Origin of the sequence: Bacillus sonorensis NBRC 101234 = KCTC 13918 (assembly GCF_001592005.1) — a bacterium.
GTDB classification, from domain to species: domain Bacteria; phylum Bacillota; class Bacilli; order Bacillales; family Bacillaceae; genus Bacillus; species Bacillus sonorensis.
In genome coordinates, this window is record NZ_BCVZ01000021.1 from 41,494 (window position 1) to 59,403 (window position 17,910).

General features: G+C 44.6%; 8 protein-coding genes, 2 tRNA genes and 1 pseudogene. 7 read left to right on the forward strand and 4 right to left on the reverse strand.

Going from position 1 to position 17,910, the window contains the following annotated elements; genetic code table 11:
• Nucleotides 1-36: 36 nt before the first annotated feature.
• A complete protein-coding gene (locus BTR1S_RS18250; RefSeq protein WP_029419001.1) occupies nucleotides 37-483 on the reverse strand; it encodes an NUDIX hydrolase in 447 nt (148 codons plus the stop codon).
• Nucleotides 484-693: 210 nt separating this feature from the next.
• Here BTR1S_RS18250 and BTR1S_RS18255 point away from each other — a divergent pair, with 210 nt between their 5' ends.
• Nucleotides 694-1,899 (forward strand): Bcr/CflA family efflux MFS transporter, encoded by a 1,206-nt coding sequence (locus tag BTR1S_RS18255; protein WP_006638840.1) that lies wholly within the window; start codon nucleotides 694-696, stop codon nucleotides 1,897-1,899.
• A gap of 48 nt (nucleotides 1,900-1,947) precedes the next feature.
• Here the strand turns inward: BTR1S_RS18255 and BTR1S_RS18260 are convergent, their stop codons facing one another.
• From BTR1S_RS18260 to BTR1S_RS23435, 3 genes and pseudogenes are all read right to left on the reverse strand, one after another.
• Entirely contained in the window at nucleotides 1,948-3,120 is a 1,173-nt protein-coding gene (locus BTR1S_RS18260) for an iron-containing alcohol dehydrogenase (protein WP_029419002.1), read from the reverse strand.
• Nucleotides 3,121-3,345: 225 nt separating this feature from the next.
• Nucleotides 3,346-4,386, reverse strand: coding sequence for a response regulator (locus tag BTR1S_RS23430; RefSeq protein WP_326187254.1), 1,041 nt, complete (start codon nucleotides 4,384-4,386; stop codon nucleotides 3,346-3,348).
• Nucleotides 4,387-4,473: 87 nt separating this feature from the next.
• Nucleotides 4,474-6,381, reverse strand: a pseudogene (locus tag BTR1S_RS23435) (sensor histidine kinase); the annotation flags it as partial.
• Nucleotides 6,382-6,604: 223 nt separating this feature from the next.
• Here BTR1S_RS23435 and BTR1S_RS18270 point away from each other — a divergent pair.
• The 6 genes from BTR1S_RS18270 (at nucleotide 6,605) to BTR1S_RS18295 (ending at nucleotide 17,770) form a co-directional block, all read left to right on the forward strand.
• Nucleotides 6,605-7,681 (forward strand): response regulator, encoded by a 1,077-nt coding sequence (locus BTR1S_RS18270; protein WP_029419004.1) that lies wholly within the window; start codon nucleotides 6,605-6,607, stop codon nucleotides 7,679-7,681.
• A 294-nt stretch (nucleotides 7,682-7,975) separates the two neighbouring features.
• Nucleotides 7,976-13,894, forward strand: a complete 5,919-nt coding sequence (locus BTR1S_RS18275; protein WP_029419005.1) for a SpaA isopeptide-forming pilin-related protein — start codon at nucleotides 7,976-7,978, stop codon at nucleotides 13,892-13,894.
• A 107-nt stretch (nucleotides 13,895-14,001) separates the two neighbouring features.
• A complete protein-coding gene (locus tag BTR1S_RS18280) occupies nucleotides 14,002-14,637 on the forward strand; it encodes a class A sortase (protein WP_006638844.1) in 636 nt (211 codons plus the stop codon).
• Nucleotides 14,638-15,306: 669 nt separating this feature from the next.
• Nucleotides 15,307-16,746 (forward strand): sugar porter family MFS transporter, encoded by a 1,440-nt coding sequence (locus tag BTR1S_RS18285; RefSeq protein WP_006638845.1) that lies wholly within the window; start codon nucleotides 15,307-15,309, stop codon nucleotides 16,744-16,746.
• Nucleotides 16,747-17,604: 858 nt separating this feature from the next.
• Nucleotides 17,605-17,681, forward strand: a tRNA-Arg gene (locus tag BTR1S_RS18290).
• A gap of 15 nt (nucleotides 17,682-17,696) precedes the next feature.
• Nucleotides 17,697-17,770: transfer RNA gene (locus BTR1S_RS18295), tRNA-Gly, on the forward strand.
• Nucleotides 17,771-17,910 lie beyond the last annotated feature (140 nt).

Below are 17,910 nucleotides of genomic sequence, written 5' to 3' on the forward strand. Positions count from 1 at the left end.
GAAGCCTCTTTTCGTTTAAGAAATTGCCGGGTTTTTCTAAACCCTCTTTCTGAGCAGCTTGATGACATACGGCGTTTTTAAAGTTTCTTTTATTAGTGTGCTTGGCTGTTTGCTAAAATGATTGATTTGTTTTCTTCTATGCGGAACCATGAACAAAGGCAGCCGGCTTGGATGAAACCAGCCGATTTTTGCTGTTTCATCCCCTTCTTTCAGCGGTTCACCGCCCAGCAATTTTCCTGTATAAATATACTGCATATCCCGGCAATCGGGCTGGTAGTATTCTCCTATTTTGCGTTCAATGGACACGTGGTAACCCGTTTCTTCTTTCATTTCCCTGATGGCGCATGTTTCCGGATGTTCATGTTTGTCCAATCTGCCTCCGGGTAAATCCCAGAGAGGAACATCTTTTCTTTTCACCAGAAGTATTTTTCCTTCATCATTTTCCACAATCGTGAAACAGCCTATCGTATTGACAGCATTCAAATGAACATAACTCCTTTTTCTATGTGTCATCGCTTCCAAGTATGAGTGTACTAAAAAAAGCACGGTCGTATCTATTAAATTGGATACGACTTGAGCAGACGGCTTTCACTATGAAAAAAATATGGTACAATATACGAATGTTTGCAGCCCGATTTCATTTCATGATTGAAGAATAGATGCTCACTAGGTTGATAGAAAGGTTTTGATAATATGCTTCATAATCCAACCGGAAAAGAACGGCTCGCATTGGCTTTCCTGCTTGGCATGCTTGCCATACTGGGCCCTTTGAATATCGATATGTATTTGCCCAGCTTTCCCGAGATTGCCGATGATTTGTCTGCCCGGGCCTCGCTCGTACAGCTCAGTTTAACGGCATGTCTGATCGGACTGACATTCGGCCAGCTTGTCATCGGTCCGATCAGTGATGCACAGGGGAGACGCAAGCCCTTATTAATATCCATCTTTTTATTTGCGCTGTCTTCGCTGTTTTGTGCGCTTTCTCCGAACATCGGCATATTGGTGCTGGCCCGGTTTTTGCAGGGGTTTACCGCTTCAGCGGGGATTGTGCTTTCGCGCGCGATCGTGCGGGATGTGTTTACCGGAAGGGAACTGTCTAAGTTTTTCTCGCTTTTAATGGTCATCACTGCGGTCGCACCGATGGTTGCGCCGATGACGGGCGGCGCCATTCTGCTGTTGCCGTTCGCAACATGGCACACGATTTTTTACACGTTGACATTGATCGGCTTCTTCCTTGTTCTGATTATTGCGCTGAGGCTGAAAGAAACCTTGCCGCCTGAGAAGCGGATTCCAAGCTCAATCGGATCATCTGTGAAGACGATGGGCAGTTTGGTAAAGGACCGGTCTTTTATCGGGTATGCGCTGACAGTCGGGTTCATCCACGGGGGGAGCTTTGCATATGTTTCCGGTACGCCTTTTGTGTATCAGGATATTTATGGGGTATCTCCGCAGGTTTTCAGCGTGTTATTCGGCATTAACGGCTTGGCCATCATTACCGGAAGCTTTATCATTGGACGCTTTGGAGGAATCGTTCATGAAAGAAAATTGCTTCGCATGGCGGTCATTACCGCTCTCATTGCAACAACTGTACTGCTTACGATGACGATCATCAAAGGTCCGCTTCCGACACTGGTCATTTCCATTTTTATATACATGATCACGATTGGAATGACGCTGACAAGCACTTTTACTTTGGCGATGGAAAATCAGGGCCACCGTGCCGGCAGCGCAAGCGCGATGTTGGGGATGCTCCCGCTGCTGCTCGGGTCAATCGTTTCCCCGCTTGTCGGAATGAATGAAACGACGGCAATCCCAATGGGCGCCATCATGTTTGTCACAGCCGTCATCGGGTCTGTCGCCTTTTTCACGCTGACAAAAGAAAAAGCGGAGCAGAACTAACACATCCACACAAAAAAGGACGGAATCGTTTGATTCCGTCCTTTGCTTTTATAGAGACGAGCGGAGAATAGCGAGCACATCGTCTTTGTTCAGTTTTTGGAAGTTGCCGAAGCCGCCGTGCTCCATTTCTTTAGCCGCAATATCGGCAATCAAGTCAAGCTTGTCTTCGCCGATGTCGTAATCGGCCAGACGGGAAGGAGCGCCAAGGCTTGTCCAGAAGGCGGACAGCTTGTCGATCCCTTCAAGCGCGATTTCTTTATCTGTTTTGCCTTCAGTGTCAATGTCGAACATATTGAGCACCAGGGCTTTGAAGCGGCCGACATTTGTATCAAGTGTATATCTCATCCAGTTTGGGAATAGAATCGCCAGTCCGCCCGCATGCGGGATATCATAAACGGCTGAAACGGCGTGCTCCATCGTATGGGACGCCCAGTCGCCGAAATATCCCATTTGCAGCGTCCCGTTTAATGCGATGGTGCCGGCGTATAAAATCGTTTCGCGGTGCTGATAGTTTTGCAGATCCTTCAGGAGTTTCGGTGCTGTTTCGATCACCGTCTGCAGCACGGCAAAGCACATTCTGTCTTGAAGCGGCGTGTTTTCGACGTTATGGAAGTATTGTTCAAATACGTGGCTCATCATATCGACGATGCCGTAGACCGTTTGATTTTCAGGGACGCTGAATGTATTGACAGGGTCTAAAATAGAGAAACGCGGATGTGTCACATCGCTTCCCCACACATACTTCTCATTTGTTTCCCAATTTGTAATGACAGAATCCGGGTTCATTTCAGATCCTGTTGCGGCAAGGGTCAAAACCGTACCGAACGGAAGAGCGTCCTTCGCAGTTGTTTTTTTGCTGAAAATGTCCCAAGGATCGCCCTCGTACTTGACGCCGGCCGCAATCGCTTTGGTGCAGTCGATGACGCTCCCTCCGCCGACCGCGAGAAGAAATTCGATGTCATGCTGTCTGCACAAATCGATTCCTTTTTGCACTGTCGCAAGGCGCGGATTCGGTTCGACTCCGGAAAGTTCATGCCAATCAGCGCCTTCTTCTCTTAAAACGCCTGTTACTTGATCATAAAGGCCGTTTCGTTTAATGCTGCCGCCTCCATATACAAGCAAAACCCTTTTCCCGTATTTCTTTAATTCCTGTTTCAATTGTTCAAGCTGACCTTTGCCAAAGATCAGCTTCGTCGGATTATAGTAGCTGAAATTTTCCATATCATCAAACCTCCAATATGTAAATAAAAACAGGTTTCCTACTATAACATATAACCGGAAAGAGCAAAAGAGCTGAACTTCTTACGGAATGAAGGACCAAACAGCACAAAAAAGCGTGAGGCCGGCACCTCCCAACAGCTGTTTCCAACGAAAAAAGCTTGCCTGCAAAACCATTTTCAGCGGATTTGCCGCGATTACATCTAAAAATACTGAGCGTGAGCCGGTTCAGCTCACTGAAATGTCCGCAGATTCATGATTATGGATCACCATCGAGACAGCGGTGCCTACATCTGGAGTGCTCTGTATCTCCAGTTCGCTTCCGCAGAAATACTTCAGCCTCTGGTTAATATTTCTCAGGCCGACGCGATCGAAACCAGGGGAAAGGATTTCTTTTTGTTTTTCCGGTGTCATGCCGGCTCCGTTGTCCTCGACTTTGACGACATATTGATGGTCGGTTTCTTTTTTGGCTGTCAGTTTGATCCAGCCTCCGCCTCTTTTCCTGCCGATTCCGTGTTGAATGGCATTTTCGACCAGAGGCTGAATCATTAAAGGCGGGAGATTGAAATCGATGTCTTGATCGATATCAAATATGACTTCCAGTCGGTTACCGTAGCGCGTTTTTTCAATTGAAAGAAAGGATCTGACAATTGACAGCTCTTTTCTGAATGTGCTGATCGCAGACGTATTTTGAAAATTAAAACTCATTCTTAAAAAATTGGTAAACTCAGCAGTTACTTCCCGCGCCTTTTCAATATCCAGATGACTGAGGGAAATGATCGTGTTCAATACATTGTAAAGAAAATGCGGATTGATCTGCGACTGAAGAAACGCCATCTCCATATTTGTCGCTTGGTTTGCTGTATCTTTCATCATAATCAGATTTTTAATACGAGCGACAAATTCAGAGTAATGATAAGGCTTTTGCAAAATATCATTTGCTCCGGCATGGAAAGCCATGTACTTGTCATGATCGATGATGGCCGCCGTAATAATGAGAACAGGCAGATCCACCATGCTGAATCGTTCACGAATGTTCATGCAGACGTCGAAACCGGTCATATCCGGCATCATCAAATCCAAAATAACGAGATCCAGCTTGGAGCGGGAGACGACTTCCAAAGCCTCCTTTCCGCTTTTGACCGCAATCACTTGATAAGGAACACCTTCAAGCATATCGGCTAAAACTTTTAAACTATCTATGTTATCATCGACAATCAGAACAGTTGCAGCCCCTTCAATGTTCTTTGAATAATAAGGTGTGCTCATCGAGACGCCCGTAAGATCCCTGCCTGTTTGTAATACAGGATGCTCCTTGTCAGCGGCAGGAGAAGAGCCATTCTGTGCAATTGGCAATGTGAAATGAAATGCCGATCCTTTCCCGACTTCCGATTCAACCCAAATGTCCCCGTTTTGAAGTTTGACCAGCTGTTTGACGATGCTTAACCCGAGTCCGGCGCCGTCGTCTTTATGACGTTCCGCCTGTTGGAAGGTTTCAAATATGATGTGGCGGATGGCCTCGGGTATCCCGACTCCAGTATCTGCTACCGTTATTTTCACCATGCTGCCGTTTACTTTCACGGCAGATATCGTAATGCGCCCCTTCGGCGTGTACTTAATGGCGTTGTCTACCAGATTGGTCATGATTTGCCGAAACCGGTTCTCATCAGCGAAAACGGGCGGAAGATCGGCTGGAAAATGATGAACGATGCTCAGATGTTTATTTCTGGACAACAGCCGATAGAAGTCCATTTCCGAATCAATCACCGAATAAATATCGAGGGGAGCCGGGTGAATCTGCAGCATGTCCTGCTTCATTTTTTCCAGATCCAGAATGTCATTCACCAGATTGGACAATCTATAACTCATGCGGATGACCAGTTGCATATTATCTTTCTCTTCTTCTATCGTTTTACTTCTCTTACCTGCCAGCAAAGTCTGGCATATATTAATAATGCTGTTCAGAGGTGTTTTAAATTCATGCGATGTTTTGGCAATGAACTCATCCTTCAGCCGGTTCATCTTGAGCAGCTTCCTTGACAGGGTTTCATTCTCACGGAAGGCGTCGGCAAATTGCTGCGCCATCAACAGTACAATCATCAATAAAGCAATGATTGAAGGCAATGAATAGATCGAATTGAAAGAAGAGACTGTTTTGCCGTTGTAAGCAGAAATGGTTGTTAAAATCACAAATGCGCTCATCGATATAGATGCAATGGTCAAATACAGGCTTCCTTTCATTTTGCGAATGACCGCCATCGCAAAGGTATACGTAATATAAATCAGAGTCGTAACGGCAAGAACGGAATGCAATACGTATGAGAGATGGTCAGTGAAACCGTACGATAGAAAATCAATGACCAAAATTAATATAGAGAAGGCAATCGCGGTGATGATGAATGTTTTTGAAACAATCTCCCTGTATGCAAAATAGAGATAGAGAAAAATTGCAACACTGACGAGTACCATAGTGGTCGCCCTTAAAGAGCTTAATGCCGAAAATGAAATAGACGGATAGAAGAGAAATACAATCCGTTCTCTTCCGATTAAAGAAATGATGATCGAAAAAAGCAGACACATCACAGAAAAAAATAACAATCGCTTATCCTTTTTTCTGTGCAGAAAAAAGCCCAAAAAGTACAAACCGGTGATGAAAAAGGCCGTCATCGTGATGGATTCATTAAAAAAAGATATTTTGCTTTTTAGTAAAATGTTCTCCTGGGTTCCGATCGTAATTGGTTTTTCAATCCCCCATGCAGGCGCTTTTCGAAAATTCGAAAATTGCACAACCAGTTCATTGTCACCGCGGTGAATCGTGAAAAAGCTAATATACGGTCTGTTTTGCGCCGTAAAATTCGCTTTGCTTGAGGGGCTTCCGCTTTGTCCGATTAATGTCCCATTGAGATAGATGCGGTTTGCACTATTAATAAATGAAGTTCTGAGCCCGAAAATCTGATTGTCTTGATTTGACCGAATTGTCAGCTTGTATGTTCCGTAATCCACATTTTCTTTTGAATCGTTGAATGTCACGCTGTCCGGCACATCAACAAATGTTGGTTCTTTTCCTTTGCCTGAATGAATGGCGTTTGGCGACAACAGCTGGTTTCGGTATAATGTCCACTCCCCGATCAGAGCCGCGTTCCCATCTTTCTTAAAATCCCAATTTTCCAGATTGATGATCCCTTTTTTTGCTTCGGGATATGTCGAATCGTGCGGATCGGTAACCGCCAGAAAAATAAAAAAGAAGGCTGCATAGCCGATCATAATCGAAATTAAAACGAATATCTTTTTCAAAATCAGCACTCCTTATCTAAAATCAACTAAAGACACCTGCCAAGTTCCTTTCTGATCAGCACAAATATTGTACTCTTACATGTTAAAAAACAACAAGAGCAAGAAAAATAATCCAACAGAATGGGTCGCAGGTCATGATATAATAAAAATTATTTCCAGATGACTCGATTTGAAAAATGAGGTGGAATGATTCGTGAAAGCGTTAATTGTCGATGACGAAGAACTGGCATTGCTTCATTTAAAACATATGCTTGAACGGACAAACTTCTTTCAATCCATTGCGACTTTTCAAGACCCGGTTGAAGTTCAGGAGCTTTCAGCGTTTCTTGATGTGGATACGGTATTTCTTGACATTGAAATGCCCGGGATAAACGGCATTGAGCTCGCTGAAGCGATACAATCGATCAATGAAAACATTCAAGTTGTTTTTATTACAGCCTTTGATGAATTTGCTATCAAAGCGTTTGAATTGAATGCCGTGGATTATTTGCTGAAGCCAGTAGATTATGCCCGCCTGGTGAAGACGATTGAGAGAATCAGAATGAATGGCATGCTCAGATCACCTGCAGATCATACCGGGAAAAATTTTTTCATCCAATGCTTTGGAAGCTTGCAGTTTCACCAAATGGAAGATGGTGCCAAGACATACATACCAGTCAAATGGAGAACGTCTAAAGCCCGCGAGATTTACGCATATTTGCTTCACCACCAAGGGCATGTGGTCAGCAAAGACACGCTGATCGACCTTTTTTGGCCCAATTATGATTTTTCTAAAGCAAGCACTCAGCTTTATTCAACGATTTACCAAATACGAAAGCTAATCGGCCAGCTGCCTTTCAGCCAATCCATCGAGAAGACCGACACAGGATATATTCTGCGGCTTTCCGGCGTAAAAGTCGATGCAATAGAATGGGAGAAGTCACTGAAAGAGTCTCCCCCCATCAACAAAGCCACAATTAACAAGCAGATGGATATGTTCATGTCATACCGGGACCATTACTTTGGGGAGCACGGCTATCTTTGGGCAGAACCTGAGAAAGCAAGGCTTGCTCAGCTGTGGCTTGGCAAGGCTTATGAACTGATCGATTTTCTCATTGATGAAAAGAACGACCACCAGGCGCTGGACGTATGCCTGCAGGCCGAAAAAATTGAACCTTGTGATCATAACATTATGCAATACAAGATAAAGTTATTTAATAAGATCGGAAATGTAGAAGAGGCGATAAAGGAGTATGAGCGCTACAAACGAATGAAGGATCAGATGAAATGACGAGACCGGATGCACCGGTCTTTTTTTGTGCAATGAAATGGTGAAACCCATCGTCGCATGTACAGAAATTGTATAGTTCCATTTCATACAATGTAGTTTGGTTCGGATGATGACAGCTGCTCAAGGGGAAGCCAAATACCTCATACCTCGGGGTAATCCTGATGATCACCGCTGAAACATATAGCATTTCATTTTAAAACGTATCATTCGCCAGATGCAGATAAGTTCAAGAAGCTCAAGGCTCGCGAATCTATCAGCAAGTAAAAAAAGTTTAAAAAAAGGGGGAATAAGAGTTTGAGATTGAGTAAATTTCCGCTCGGCCCGAGAAAAAGCGGAAGGCTAAAAACATGTTTGATCACTTGTTTGACACTGTTTTTTGTCTTCAGCCAGGTGCTTGGGTTTACAGTTAAATCGGAGGCTGTCGGCACGTCAATAAGTGACAGCCGGCTTTTCGATTCAGTGACAGTCAAAAACGGCAAAAATCAGGCTGTTGACGGGTCAAAGGGTGACGATCCCGCATTAGCGCCTGGGGATGAAGTAACGCTGACATACGATTGGTCTTTAAAAGATGAAAAAGCCGACATCGCGAAAGGCGTCACCGTCAAGATCCCTAAAAGTTTTGAATTTGACGAGGATGCTGCAGGTGATGTGAAAACGGCTGATCAACAGATCATCGGCAGCTATAACGTGACAGCAAGCGACAATGTCTTAACGGTGAAGTTCAACGACGGCTCAGCTAGTGATTCTGCCGAAGCCAAAGGGACCATCACGCTGTCAGCAAAGTTTGCAGATGGTGTTAAAGACGATGCCAAAACGGTGACAGCTCTTTTTGATCTCGGCGCCGGCAAGACCCAGCAGTTGATCATACCAGTGAAGACAAATGAGACATCTGGATCCGAATCAAAAGCGCCAAAAAATGATTCTTCAGAATCTGCGGGCGGGCGCGAAGGAGCGGAAGACAAATCAAAATCTTCCGCCGGCCAACAAGAAGAGGCTGAAGCAAAACCGCCTGCCGACTCTAAGAAAGGCGATGGACGTGCGGCGGCACCTTCAGGTCACTCGGCAGTCAGAAGTCTTAAATCCGAAGAAAAACAAATCACGCAAAATATTTTGACCGGTGTGACACTGACAGATGAACACGGAAAACCGTATGACAAGAACAATCGCGCCAATACGAATTCACCGGCCAACATTTCGTTTACCTGGGCCATTCCGAATGACTTGGGCAAAACGATAAACGCCGGCGATCAATATGAATTTGATTTGCCTCAGGAATTTATCATGCACAACGGCATTGCGAACCAGCCATTGAGCGGAGGCGATACCACATACGGCACATTTTCAATTGATATGAACGGGCATGTGGTGATGACGTTCAACGATGAAGTCAAACAGGATTCCAATGTTAAAGGGACATTGTTCATCAACACGCAGTTCAATGAGAAAAAAATCACTGGTTCAACAACACAAAAAATTAAATTTCCGGTAAATTCCGATACACCGGAAACAACGGTTTATTTTAAACCGAATGTCAGCAAAACCATTGATAAATCGGGAACATTGGATAAAGGCATCAACCCCGGCAAAGTAACATGGACGGTCGATGTCAATAAAAAATTAGATCAAGTTAAAAACGCAAAACTGACCGAAAGCCTTCCGAAGGGATTGATCTATCGTTCGGTTAAAGTGTATCAACTCGATGTCAACATTGACGGTTCGGTAAGCCGGGGAAGTGAAGTGATGTCAGGCTTCAGCGTGGACGCAAATGGAAATGTCACATTCGACGGGACCATTGATTCGGCTTATCGCCTCATATATGACACAGACATTGACAATCAAGCAAAACCGGGCGAGGGCGGACATGTTGCGCTGACGAACAAGGCGTCATTCAGCGGGGACAATTTGGAACCCATTTCTGCAGAAGCCACTGTTACAGCCAATTACGGAAAAATGATCGAAAAATCCTCGACAGGCTACAAAGGGGATTCCCAAACATTCAGCTGGTCGATTTTGTACAACTACGGAGAGAAAAAGATAGATCAGTCCAAAGCCAGCATCAAGGATGCGTTTGGGTCTGGCGACTTGCATCTTGTTTCTGATTCCTTGAAAGTGATTCCGATTACGTTTAGTCAGAACGGCGGCGAGCAGGCCGGAACCCCTTTAAAGGAAGGTGTAGACTACACGCTGACCGACAATGGGAACGGCTTTGAAATCAAATTCAATCACACTGTTACAGGAGCTTACAAAATCACTTATCAAACCCAGGTCAACAGCGGAGTGATCATTGATAAATCGACGAAATACACCAACAGCGCTGTGACCGGAACAGGGGAGTCAAGGGAAGCTTCAGGTACGGCGATCCAGCAGAATTTGATTAAAGGTTATTCGAACGTTGATTATCAGAAGAAAACAGTTGATTGGACGATCATCATTAATAAGAACAACTATACAATGAACAGCTGGACAATGGATGATCAATTCGTCAGCGGAGGACTTGAGCTTGTTGATGGGTCATTCAGCATTCAAGACAAGACGAATAACAAAACATTGCAGGAAGGCCATGATTACACATTGACGAAAAAACCCGACAATAAAGGATTTACATTGGCATTGATCGGGGACTATGCAACGACAAACAGCCATTTCAACATAACATACACGACAAAATTCAATGTTGATTTTTCTAATGAAAATATAAAGAATACGGCTGAGTCAATCTGGACTGATAAAAGCGGCGGCAAACGTACAAACAAGGAGTCAAACGGTTTTACACCTAATGACCAGACTTCCAACAACGGATTCAAAAACGGTTCGTACAACGCTGTTTCAAAAGAAATCACGTGGAAAATCGGCGTTAATTATAATGGCGAACCTTTAAAAAATCCTTATATTAAAGATTCGATAGCAGATAACCAGCAATTTGTGCCGGGGTCTGTTGTGGTGAAGACTTATACGATCAATAAAAACGGCTCCATTACAGAAGGAGAAGCCCTTGATTCTTCCAAATACGATGTGGAAGAGCCATCGGCGGGCAATGATCATACCTTGACCGTACACCTGAAAACGGATGATTCTGTACCATACTTGATTGAATTCAAAACATCGCTTAAAGGGCAGGTCATTAAGCAGAATCAATATTCAAACAAGGCAACGTACCATAATGACGGCCATTCAGACCGCACCTTGACAGGCTCAGTTTCGGTCGCCAACGGTGGAAACCTGATTTTCAAAGGCGGCAAACAGGATGGCAGCTATATCGATTGGAATATCAATGTCAATTCAAGTCAATCAACGCTGGATGACGTTAAAATTACTGACACTCCGGACGATAATCAGATTTTAGATGCAGATTCATTTAAAGTGCACCAGGCAAAATATGATGAAAGCGGCGTACTCAAAGATAGCAGCGGAAATCTGCTCCCGGGTGATATCCAGCTTCAGAAGGACAAAGACTATACATTAGACATCAAAACTGATCATAAAACGGGCGAACAATCATTTGTCCTGACATTCACAGGCAAGTACAAACAGATTGACCGTGCATATGTTATACAATACCGTTCTCTGATCAACATAGCCGGCAGCAACGGCCACGTCAGCAACAAAGTGTCGATTTCCGGAACGAATGTCCAGGAGCAGACACAGGAAAACAGCAGATCGGTCTTTGTCGCCATTTCTAGCGGCGGCGGTTCCGGATCAGGGGAAAGAGGAAGTTTAACCATCTTTAAAACAGGAGAGGACAATCAACCTCTTTCAGGAGCAGATTTTCAATTGTGGACGAAAGACAACAAGCAGCTCCTGCGTACGGGAACGACCGAAGCCGACGGTAAGATTACGTTTGGAAATATCCGCTACGGCACCTACGTCTTGAAAGAAGTAAAGGCTCCGGACGGATACACCATCAGCGATGATTATGCTAACGGAGTCACCGTCAAAATAGACAGCAAATCGTCAAGCACAGGCGTTTTTCATAAAGTTATAAATCAACAGAACAAGGTGACGCTTATCAAAAGAGACGAACAAAAAAATCCTTTGGCGGGAGCTCAATTCAAGCTGGAGAAAAAGTCAAACAACGGCAGCTATATTCCGATACGCACGAATATCAAAAGCGATGAAAACGGAAAGGTTGAAATTAACAGTTTGCCGGTGGGCGACTATCGTCTGATGGAAACAAAAGCTCCGTCAGGTTATATCTTGAATACAAAAGCGATTGATTTCTCAGTAACAAAGAATAGCAAAAATCAAGTGCCTGACCTGGATTTGGGCACACTGGTCAATTATCAAGGCGGTGTCATGTTCACGAAGGAAGATGCCGACGGCCGAAAACTAGAAGGAGCGGTCTTCAAGATTATCGATCAGGAAGGGAAAACCGTAAAGCAAGAGCTGGTCTCTGATCAAGACGGCAAAGTCACAGCTTCGGGCCTGGCTCCGGGGCGCTACGCTTTTGTCGAAACGAAAGCGCCAAAAGGATATGTGCTGAACACGGAGAAAAAAGAGTTTGTCATCTCCGGCTCTGCGCAAGGAAAACCGGAGGGAACCGATGCCGGTATAGCCGTCAACTACAAAGGTTCGGTTCAATTGACGAAAGAAGATGCGGACGGCCGAAAACTAGAGGGAGCGGTCTTCAAGATTGTTGACCGGGAAGGGAACACAATCCAAGAAGAGCTGACCGCTGATCAAGACGGCAAAGTCACGGCTTCGGGTCTGGCTCCGGGACACTACGCTTTTGTCGAAACGAAAGCGCCAGAAGGATATGTGCTGAATACAGAGAAAATAGAGTTTGCCATCTCCGATTCCGCAGAAGGCAGACCAGAGGCGGCTGACGCCGGAATTGCAGTCAACCATAAAGGTTCTGTCCAATTGACGAAGGAAGATGCGGACGGCCATAAACTAGAGGGAGCGGTCTTCAAGATTGTTGATCAGAAAGGGAATACCGTTCAGGAAGATCTGGCGTCAGATCAAGACGGGAACGTAACAGCTTCAGGTCTCGCGCCGGGGCATTACGCCTTTGTCGAAACAAAAGCGCCGGAAGGATATGTGTTGAATACGGAGAAAATAGAGTTTACCATCATTGAATCAGCAGAAGGGAAGCCGAAGGCGGCTGATGCCGGCACTGCTGTCAACTATAAAGGCGCTGTTCATTTGCTGAAACAAGATGAAGATGGAAAAGGATTAGCCGGCGCTGTTTTCAAAATCATTGACAGTGATGGAAAAACAGTCAGAGACGATCTAGTCTCAAAAGATGGCGGTAAAATTGAGGCGGACGGATTGGCTCCGGGAAGCTATCAATTTGTTGAAAAAGAGGCGCCCGACGGCTATCTTTTGTCAACCAGCCCAGTACAGTTCACCATCAAGGCTGAGCACGCAGGAAAACCGGAGCAGGTTGAATTAACGGCGGTCAACAAGGAGAACGGCGTTGTCCTGACAAAAGTGGATCAGAACGACAAAGCCTCCGTTCTTCAAGGCGCGACATTCAATCTGACAGATGCAAACGGCAAAGTATTGAAAGCCGGACTGACCACTGATGACAAAGGGCAGATTAAAGTCAGCGGTCTCAAACCGGGCGATTACCAGTTTGTCGAAACAAAAGCACCTGAGAATTACAGTTTGGATAAGACGCCAATACCGTTCAAGATCAGCAATACCGATACAAAACCAGTCGAAATCACCGCGGCGAATCTATTGACGCCAGGCGATGTCAAACTGACGAAAGTGGATCGTAACGATAAAAATGCCGTTTTGCAAGGGGCTGAATTCAAGCTGGTGGATTCCAGCGGCCATCCTGTTAAAACCGATGGCTACGGCAAAGAGCTGCCGGCAGTCTGGAAAACGGATCAGAATGGACAGTTCACGGTGAAAGGACTGGCGCCTGGGCGCTACCAATTCATCGAAACAAAAGCGCCGGACGGCTATCAGCTGGACGAAACACCGCTTCAGTTCGACATTAAAGCAGGACAGTCGAGAGCAGTGGAAATAACGGCTTTTAATACGAAATTAAAAACAACACCGCCTGACAAAGACACACCGAATGACAATGTCAATGGAAAAGGACACCATTCCAATTCCAATGACTCAAACGGTCATACGAAAACTGACAAAACACTTCCGAAAACCGGTGATACAGACAGCATGATTCCGATTGTGACCGGCATTCTGATGCTCCTGGCAGGCGGAGCCTTGGCTCTCTCCAGAAAGAGGCGGAAAAAGGCGTAAATAGTTGTTATGGCACCTGATCAAGGAAGAGTCGATCAGGTGTTTTTTTAAAGAAAAAACGACGCGACGCCGCTAAAAGGCTGATCAGTGAGAAAGGGATCATGAGCATGTATAAAAAAATAATGATTGCGGTGCTTGTCTTTTCAGGTCTGTTGCTCATATTGTCCCCTTTCATTAAAGAAAGCATCATCATCAATCTCAGCAATGGCCATCGTTCTGAATTGACTGCGGGGCAGGCGGAAAGAAATAATCAACAACAGGCATCATTCGACTTCGATGCGATTCAGCCGCCTTCTTTTTTCGAAGCGGTAAAAGCGGGCATCGAACGCGATCCGAAAGCGGTGATCGGCCGCATCACCATTAGCAGTGTCGGGATTCGGCTGCCGATTTTGAAAGGCACAACCAATCAAAACCTGCTTTTCGGAGCGACGACAATGCGTCCCGAGCAGAAAATGGGCGAGGGTAATTACCCGTTAGCCGGCCATCATATGAGGCGGGAGAGCCTTCTATTCGGTCCTCTGGTCCAGATCAAGAAAGGGGACAGGATCGTGATCACAGATTTTAAAAAAGACTACATCTATGCGGTGACATCGAAAAACGTTATTTCAGAAATGGATGCAGCTGTCATTCAAGAGACAAAAGAAAAGAACATTACGCTGATTACATGTGACAAACCGGAAAGAACCGAAGGACGCCTTGCGGTGAAAGGAAAACTGATTCATATCACTGTTCATTCGCAATAATACTTTGTTATTGGACCAAGGAATACAATATGAATGCATCTAAAAAGCCGGAGGTTTTAAACCTACGGCTTTTTTTTTACTTTTTGTTATATTAAAGTTTACAAATAGATAACTAAAACATAACTATAACATGACAAAAAGTAAAAAAGCACATCCACCCTCGAGAAATGGACGAGGGGCAGTCGGTTTGTAAAAAGAAATAGGATTTATGCCGGATATATCAAGGTTTTATCGGAAAAATTATATAGATTCAATTAAGATTTCTGAATTTTTATATTGACTGTAAGCGCTTTTATAATTATGATAATAGCAGACATCACAAAAAAATAACAAAAATATAACTATAACATAACAATGAAAAAAGGGATGGCTGCAAACGCATAAATGAAAGCGATTGCATTTCGGTCTTGGCTTGAGATTGATTTGCGTTTTTGCCAACATAAAATTCCCAATTTTCAAAAAGGTGATGATCGAGGAGGGAGCCTGGCGGACACAATTCGATGAGTAGCGGCTGAAAGCGGAAAGGTATTAGAACTTATACATGATGTGGTGATACATGGCAATCACGGCGCAGAATTTGCACTCCGTTGGATTTATGCTTCAATACCCGAGGGAATAAACAAAGGAAACAATTCGTTGAACATTCTTTAATAAAGGCGGGGAATAGACATGAATGAACAGAAAAGTCAAAAATCGTTTTTAAGCACCATCATTTTAGTCTCGACATTTGGCGGACTCCTTTTTGGATATGATACAGGTGTCGTCAATGGTGCATTGCCTTATATGGCTGAAAAAGACCAGCTTAACCTCAATGCATTTACCGAAGGCCTTGTTGCAAGCTCGCTTCTTCTTGGCGCTGCGCTTGGAGCGGTATTTGGAGGCCGACTCTCAGATTATGTCGGACGGCGCAAAAATATTATTTTTCTGGCAGTGCTGTTCTTTTTCGCGACACTTGGATGTACTTTAGCGCCGAATGTATCTGTCATGGTCTTTTCTCGTTTTATGCTGGGGATCGCTGTAGGAGGCGCGTCTGTCACGGTTCCGACTTATTTGGCGGAAATGTCGCCGGCTGAAAAAAGAGGCCGGATGGTGACTCAAAATGAATTAATGATTGTGTCCGGACAGCTGCTTGCTTTTACATTCAACGCCATTCTCGGTACCACGATGGGAGACAGCTCCCATGTCTGGCGCTACATGCTTGCGATTGCGGCGGTTCCGGCCGTATTGTTGTTCTTCGGTATGCTGAGGGTTCCTGAGAGTCCGCGCTGGCTTGTATCGAAGGGGAAAAGCGAACATGCTTTGGGCGTCCTCAAAAAAATCCGACCAGAAAAACGCGCCCAATCAGAATTGGCTGAAATTGAAGCAGCGCTCAACAGGGAGTCGGAAATTAAGAAAGCGACCTTTAAAGATTTGACAGTGCCGTGGGTGCGCCGCATCGTATTTATTGGAATCGGCATCGCCATCGTACAACAGATCACCGGTGTGAACTCGATTATGTACTATGGAACAGAAATTCTTAAAAATGCCGGCTTTGAAACAAAAGCCGCGCTTATCGGGAATATTGCCAATGGGTTAATCTCCGTTTTGGCGACTTTCGTGGGAATTTGGCTGCTGGGCAAAGTCGGCCGCAGGCCTATGCTGTTGACCGGTTTAATCGGAACGACGTCGGCGTTGCTGCTGATCGGTATTTTCTCGACGTTGCTGCAAGGTTCAGCCGCGCTTCCGTATGTTGTCCTTGCATTAACTGTTACATTCCTTGGATTCCAGCAGGGAGCCATTTCTCCTGTTACATGGCTGATGCTTTCGGAAATTTTTCCGCTGCGTTTGCGGGGCCTCGGCATGGGTGTTACGGTGTTATGCTTATGGATCGCTAATTTTTTCGTCGGTCTTACATTCCCGATATTGCTCGAATCAATCGGACTGTCCTCGACGTTTTATATCTTTGTCGGTCTGGGACTCGTCTCCATCACCTTCGTGAAAAAATTCCTTCCGGAAACAAAAGGGCTTACCCTTGAACAGCTGGAAAACAATTTCCGCAACTATAAATCCGGAAATATCCAAAACGGTGTAAGTGCGGACTCAACAGATGAAAAAACAGGACTAGTTTAAACAGGATCCGGCCGAAGGGTTGCAGAATTGATAGTCGGTATCGGGACGTGAAGTAGCTGCTGATGAGTGTGGACGGTCTGCTGAAAATGCTTCTGAATAGAGTGGTTTGTGCAACGAAAAGAAAGTGCAATCATAAAAACTTTGTTCTGTATCCGTCTGGAATATATCCGGCAGATAGGAGCGGGTACGGCTTGAAGGAGCGTGCATTCGAAGACTCTGGAAGAGTCTTCCGTCCGTCAATGATAAGATGTAATAATAAACAATCGGCAATAAAGCCTGACTGGCCGTTGCCTGCTAAAAACCCGGTTCATTTCGTTTTCTTGACGGAGTGAACCGGGTTTTATCAAAGTCCGAGTGCGGATATGAAACGGATAAAGGGCTTTCGTGCATTCAAGCCCATTTCGAAAATAAGCGCTGTTCTGCGGTTATTAAATAGAAGATATCAATACCAATCATGGACACCGAAGTATAAAAGCTTCATTAAAATGATCAGAGAAAAATGGTGCCGGTTAAACCTGTATTTTTAATATGAAAGAATGGAACGTTCATTATCAGATGACATAAAATAAAAGGCTGGGGTTTAAATATATATAATGATGAAAGACGCCGTTTTTATTTTGAATAAAAAAACGAAAAAAGTGTTGACCGCTTTTCGATAACGTGATATATTATTATTCGTCGCTGATGACAGCGAAAGACACTTCAGAAAAAGTTTTCGATCTGAAGGGTGTACAAATGTTTTAAAATGTGTATAATGAATAAGGTCGTAGCACAATGATTTGATTCATTACACTGTTTTTAAAAAAGATGTTGACTTTAACTGATTTTCATAGTATTATAGTTAAGTCGCCTGATGAAGCGCCCGTAGCTCAATTGGATAGAGCGTTTGACTACGGATCAAAAGGTTAGGGGTTCGACTCCTCTCGGGCGCGCCATAACACATCATATATGCGGGTGTAGTTTAGTGGTAAAACCTCAGCCTTCCAAGCTGATGTCGTGAGTTCGATTCTCATCACCCGCTCCAATTTTAGAATGATCTTTGAAAACTAAACAAGACAAAACGTACCTGTTAATTCATTAAATAAATCGCACATGCGAGTGTGCGTAGTCATTATCAAGCGGGCCTGCACGATGCAGGTCATGCAGATGTTAATCTGCATTCCA

What these genes read in the sequence shown, in the direction of transcription:
- BTR1S_RS18255 (WP_006638840.1), top strand. Translation starts at nt 694, where the DNA reads ATGCTTCATAATCCAACCGGAAAAGAACGGCTCGCATTGGCTTTCCTG.
- BTR1S_RS18260 (WP_029419002.1), bottom strand. Translation starts at nt 3,120, where the DNA reads ATGGAAAATTTCAGCTACTATAATCCGACGAAGCTGATCTTTGGCAAA.
- BTR1S_RS23430 (WP_326187254.1), bottom strand. Translation starts at nt 4,386, where the DNA reads ATGAGCACACCTTATTATTCAAAGAACATTGAAGGGGCTGCAACTGTT.
- BTR1S_RS18280 (WP_006638844.1), top strand. Translation starts at nt 14,002, where the DNA reads ATGTATAAAAAAATAATGATTGCGGTGCTTGTCTTTTCAGGTCTGTTG.
- BTR1S_RS18285 (WP_006638845.1), top strand. Translation starts at nt 15,307, where the DNA reads ATGAATGAACAGAAAAGTCAAAAATCGTTTTTAAGCACCATCATTTTA.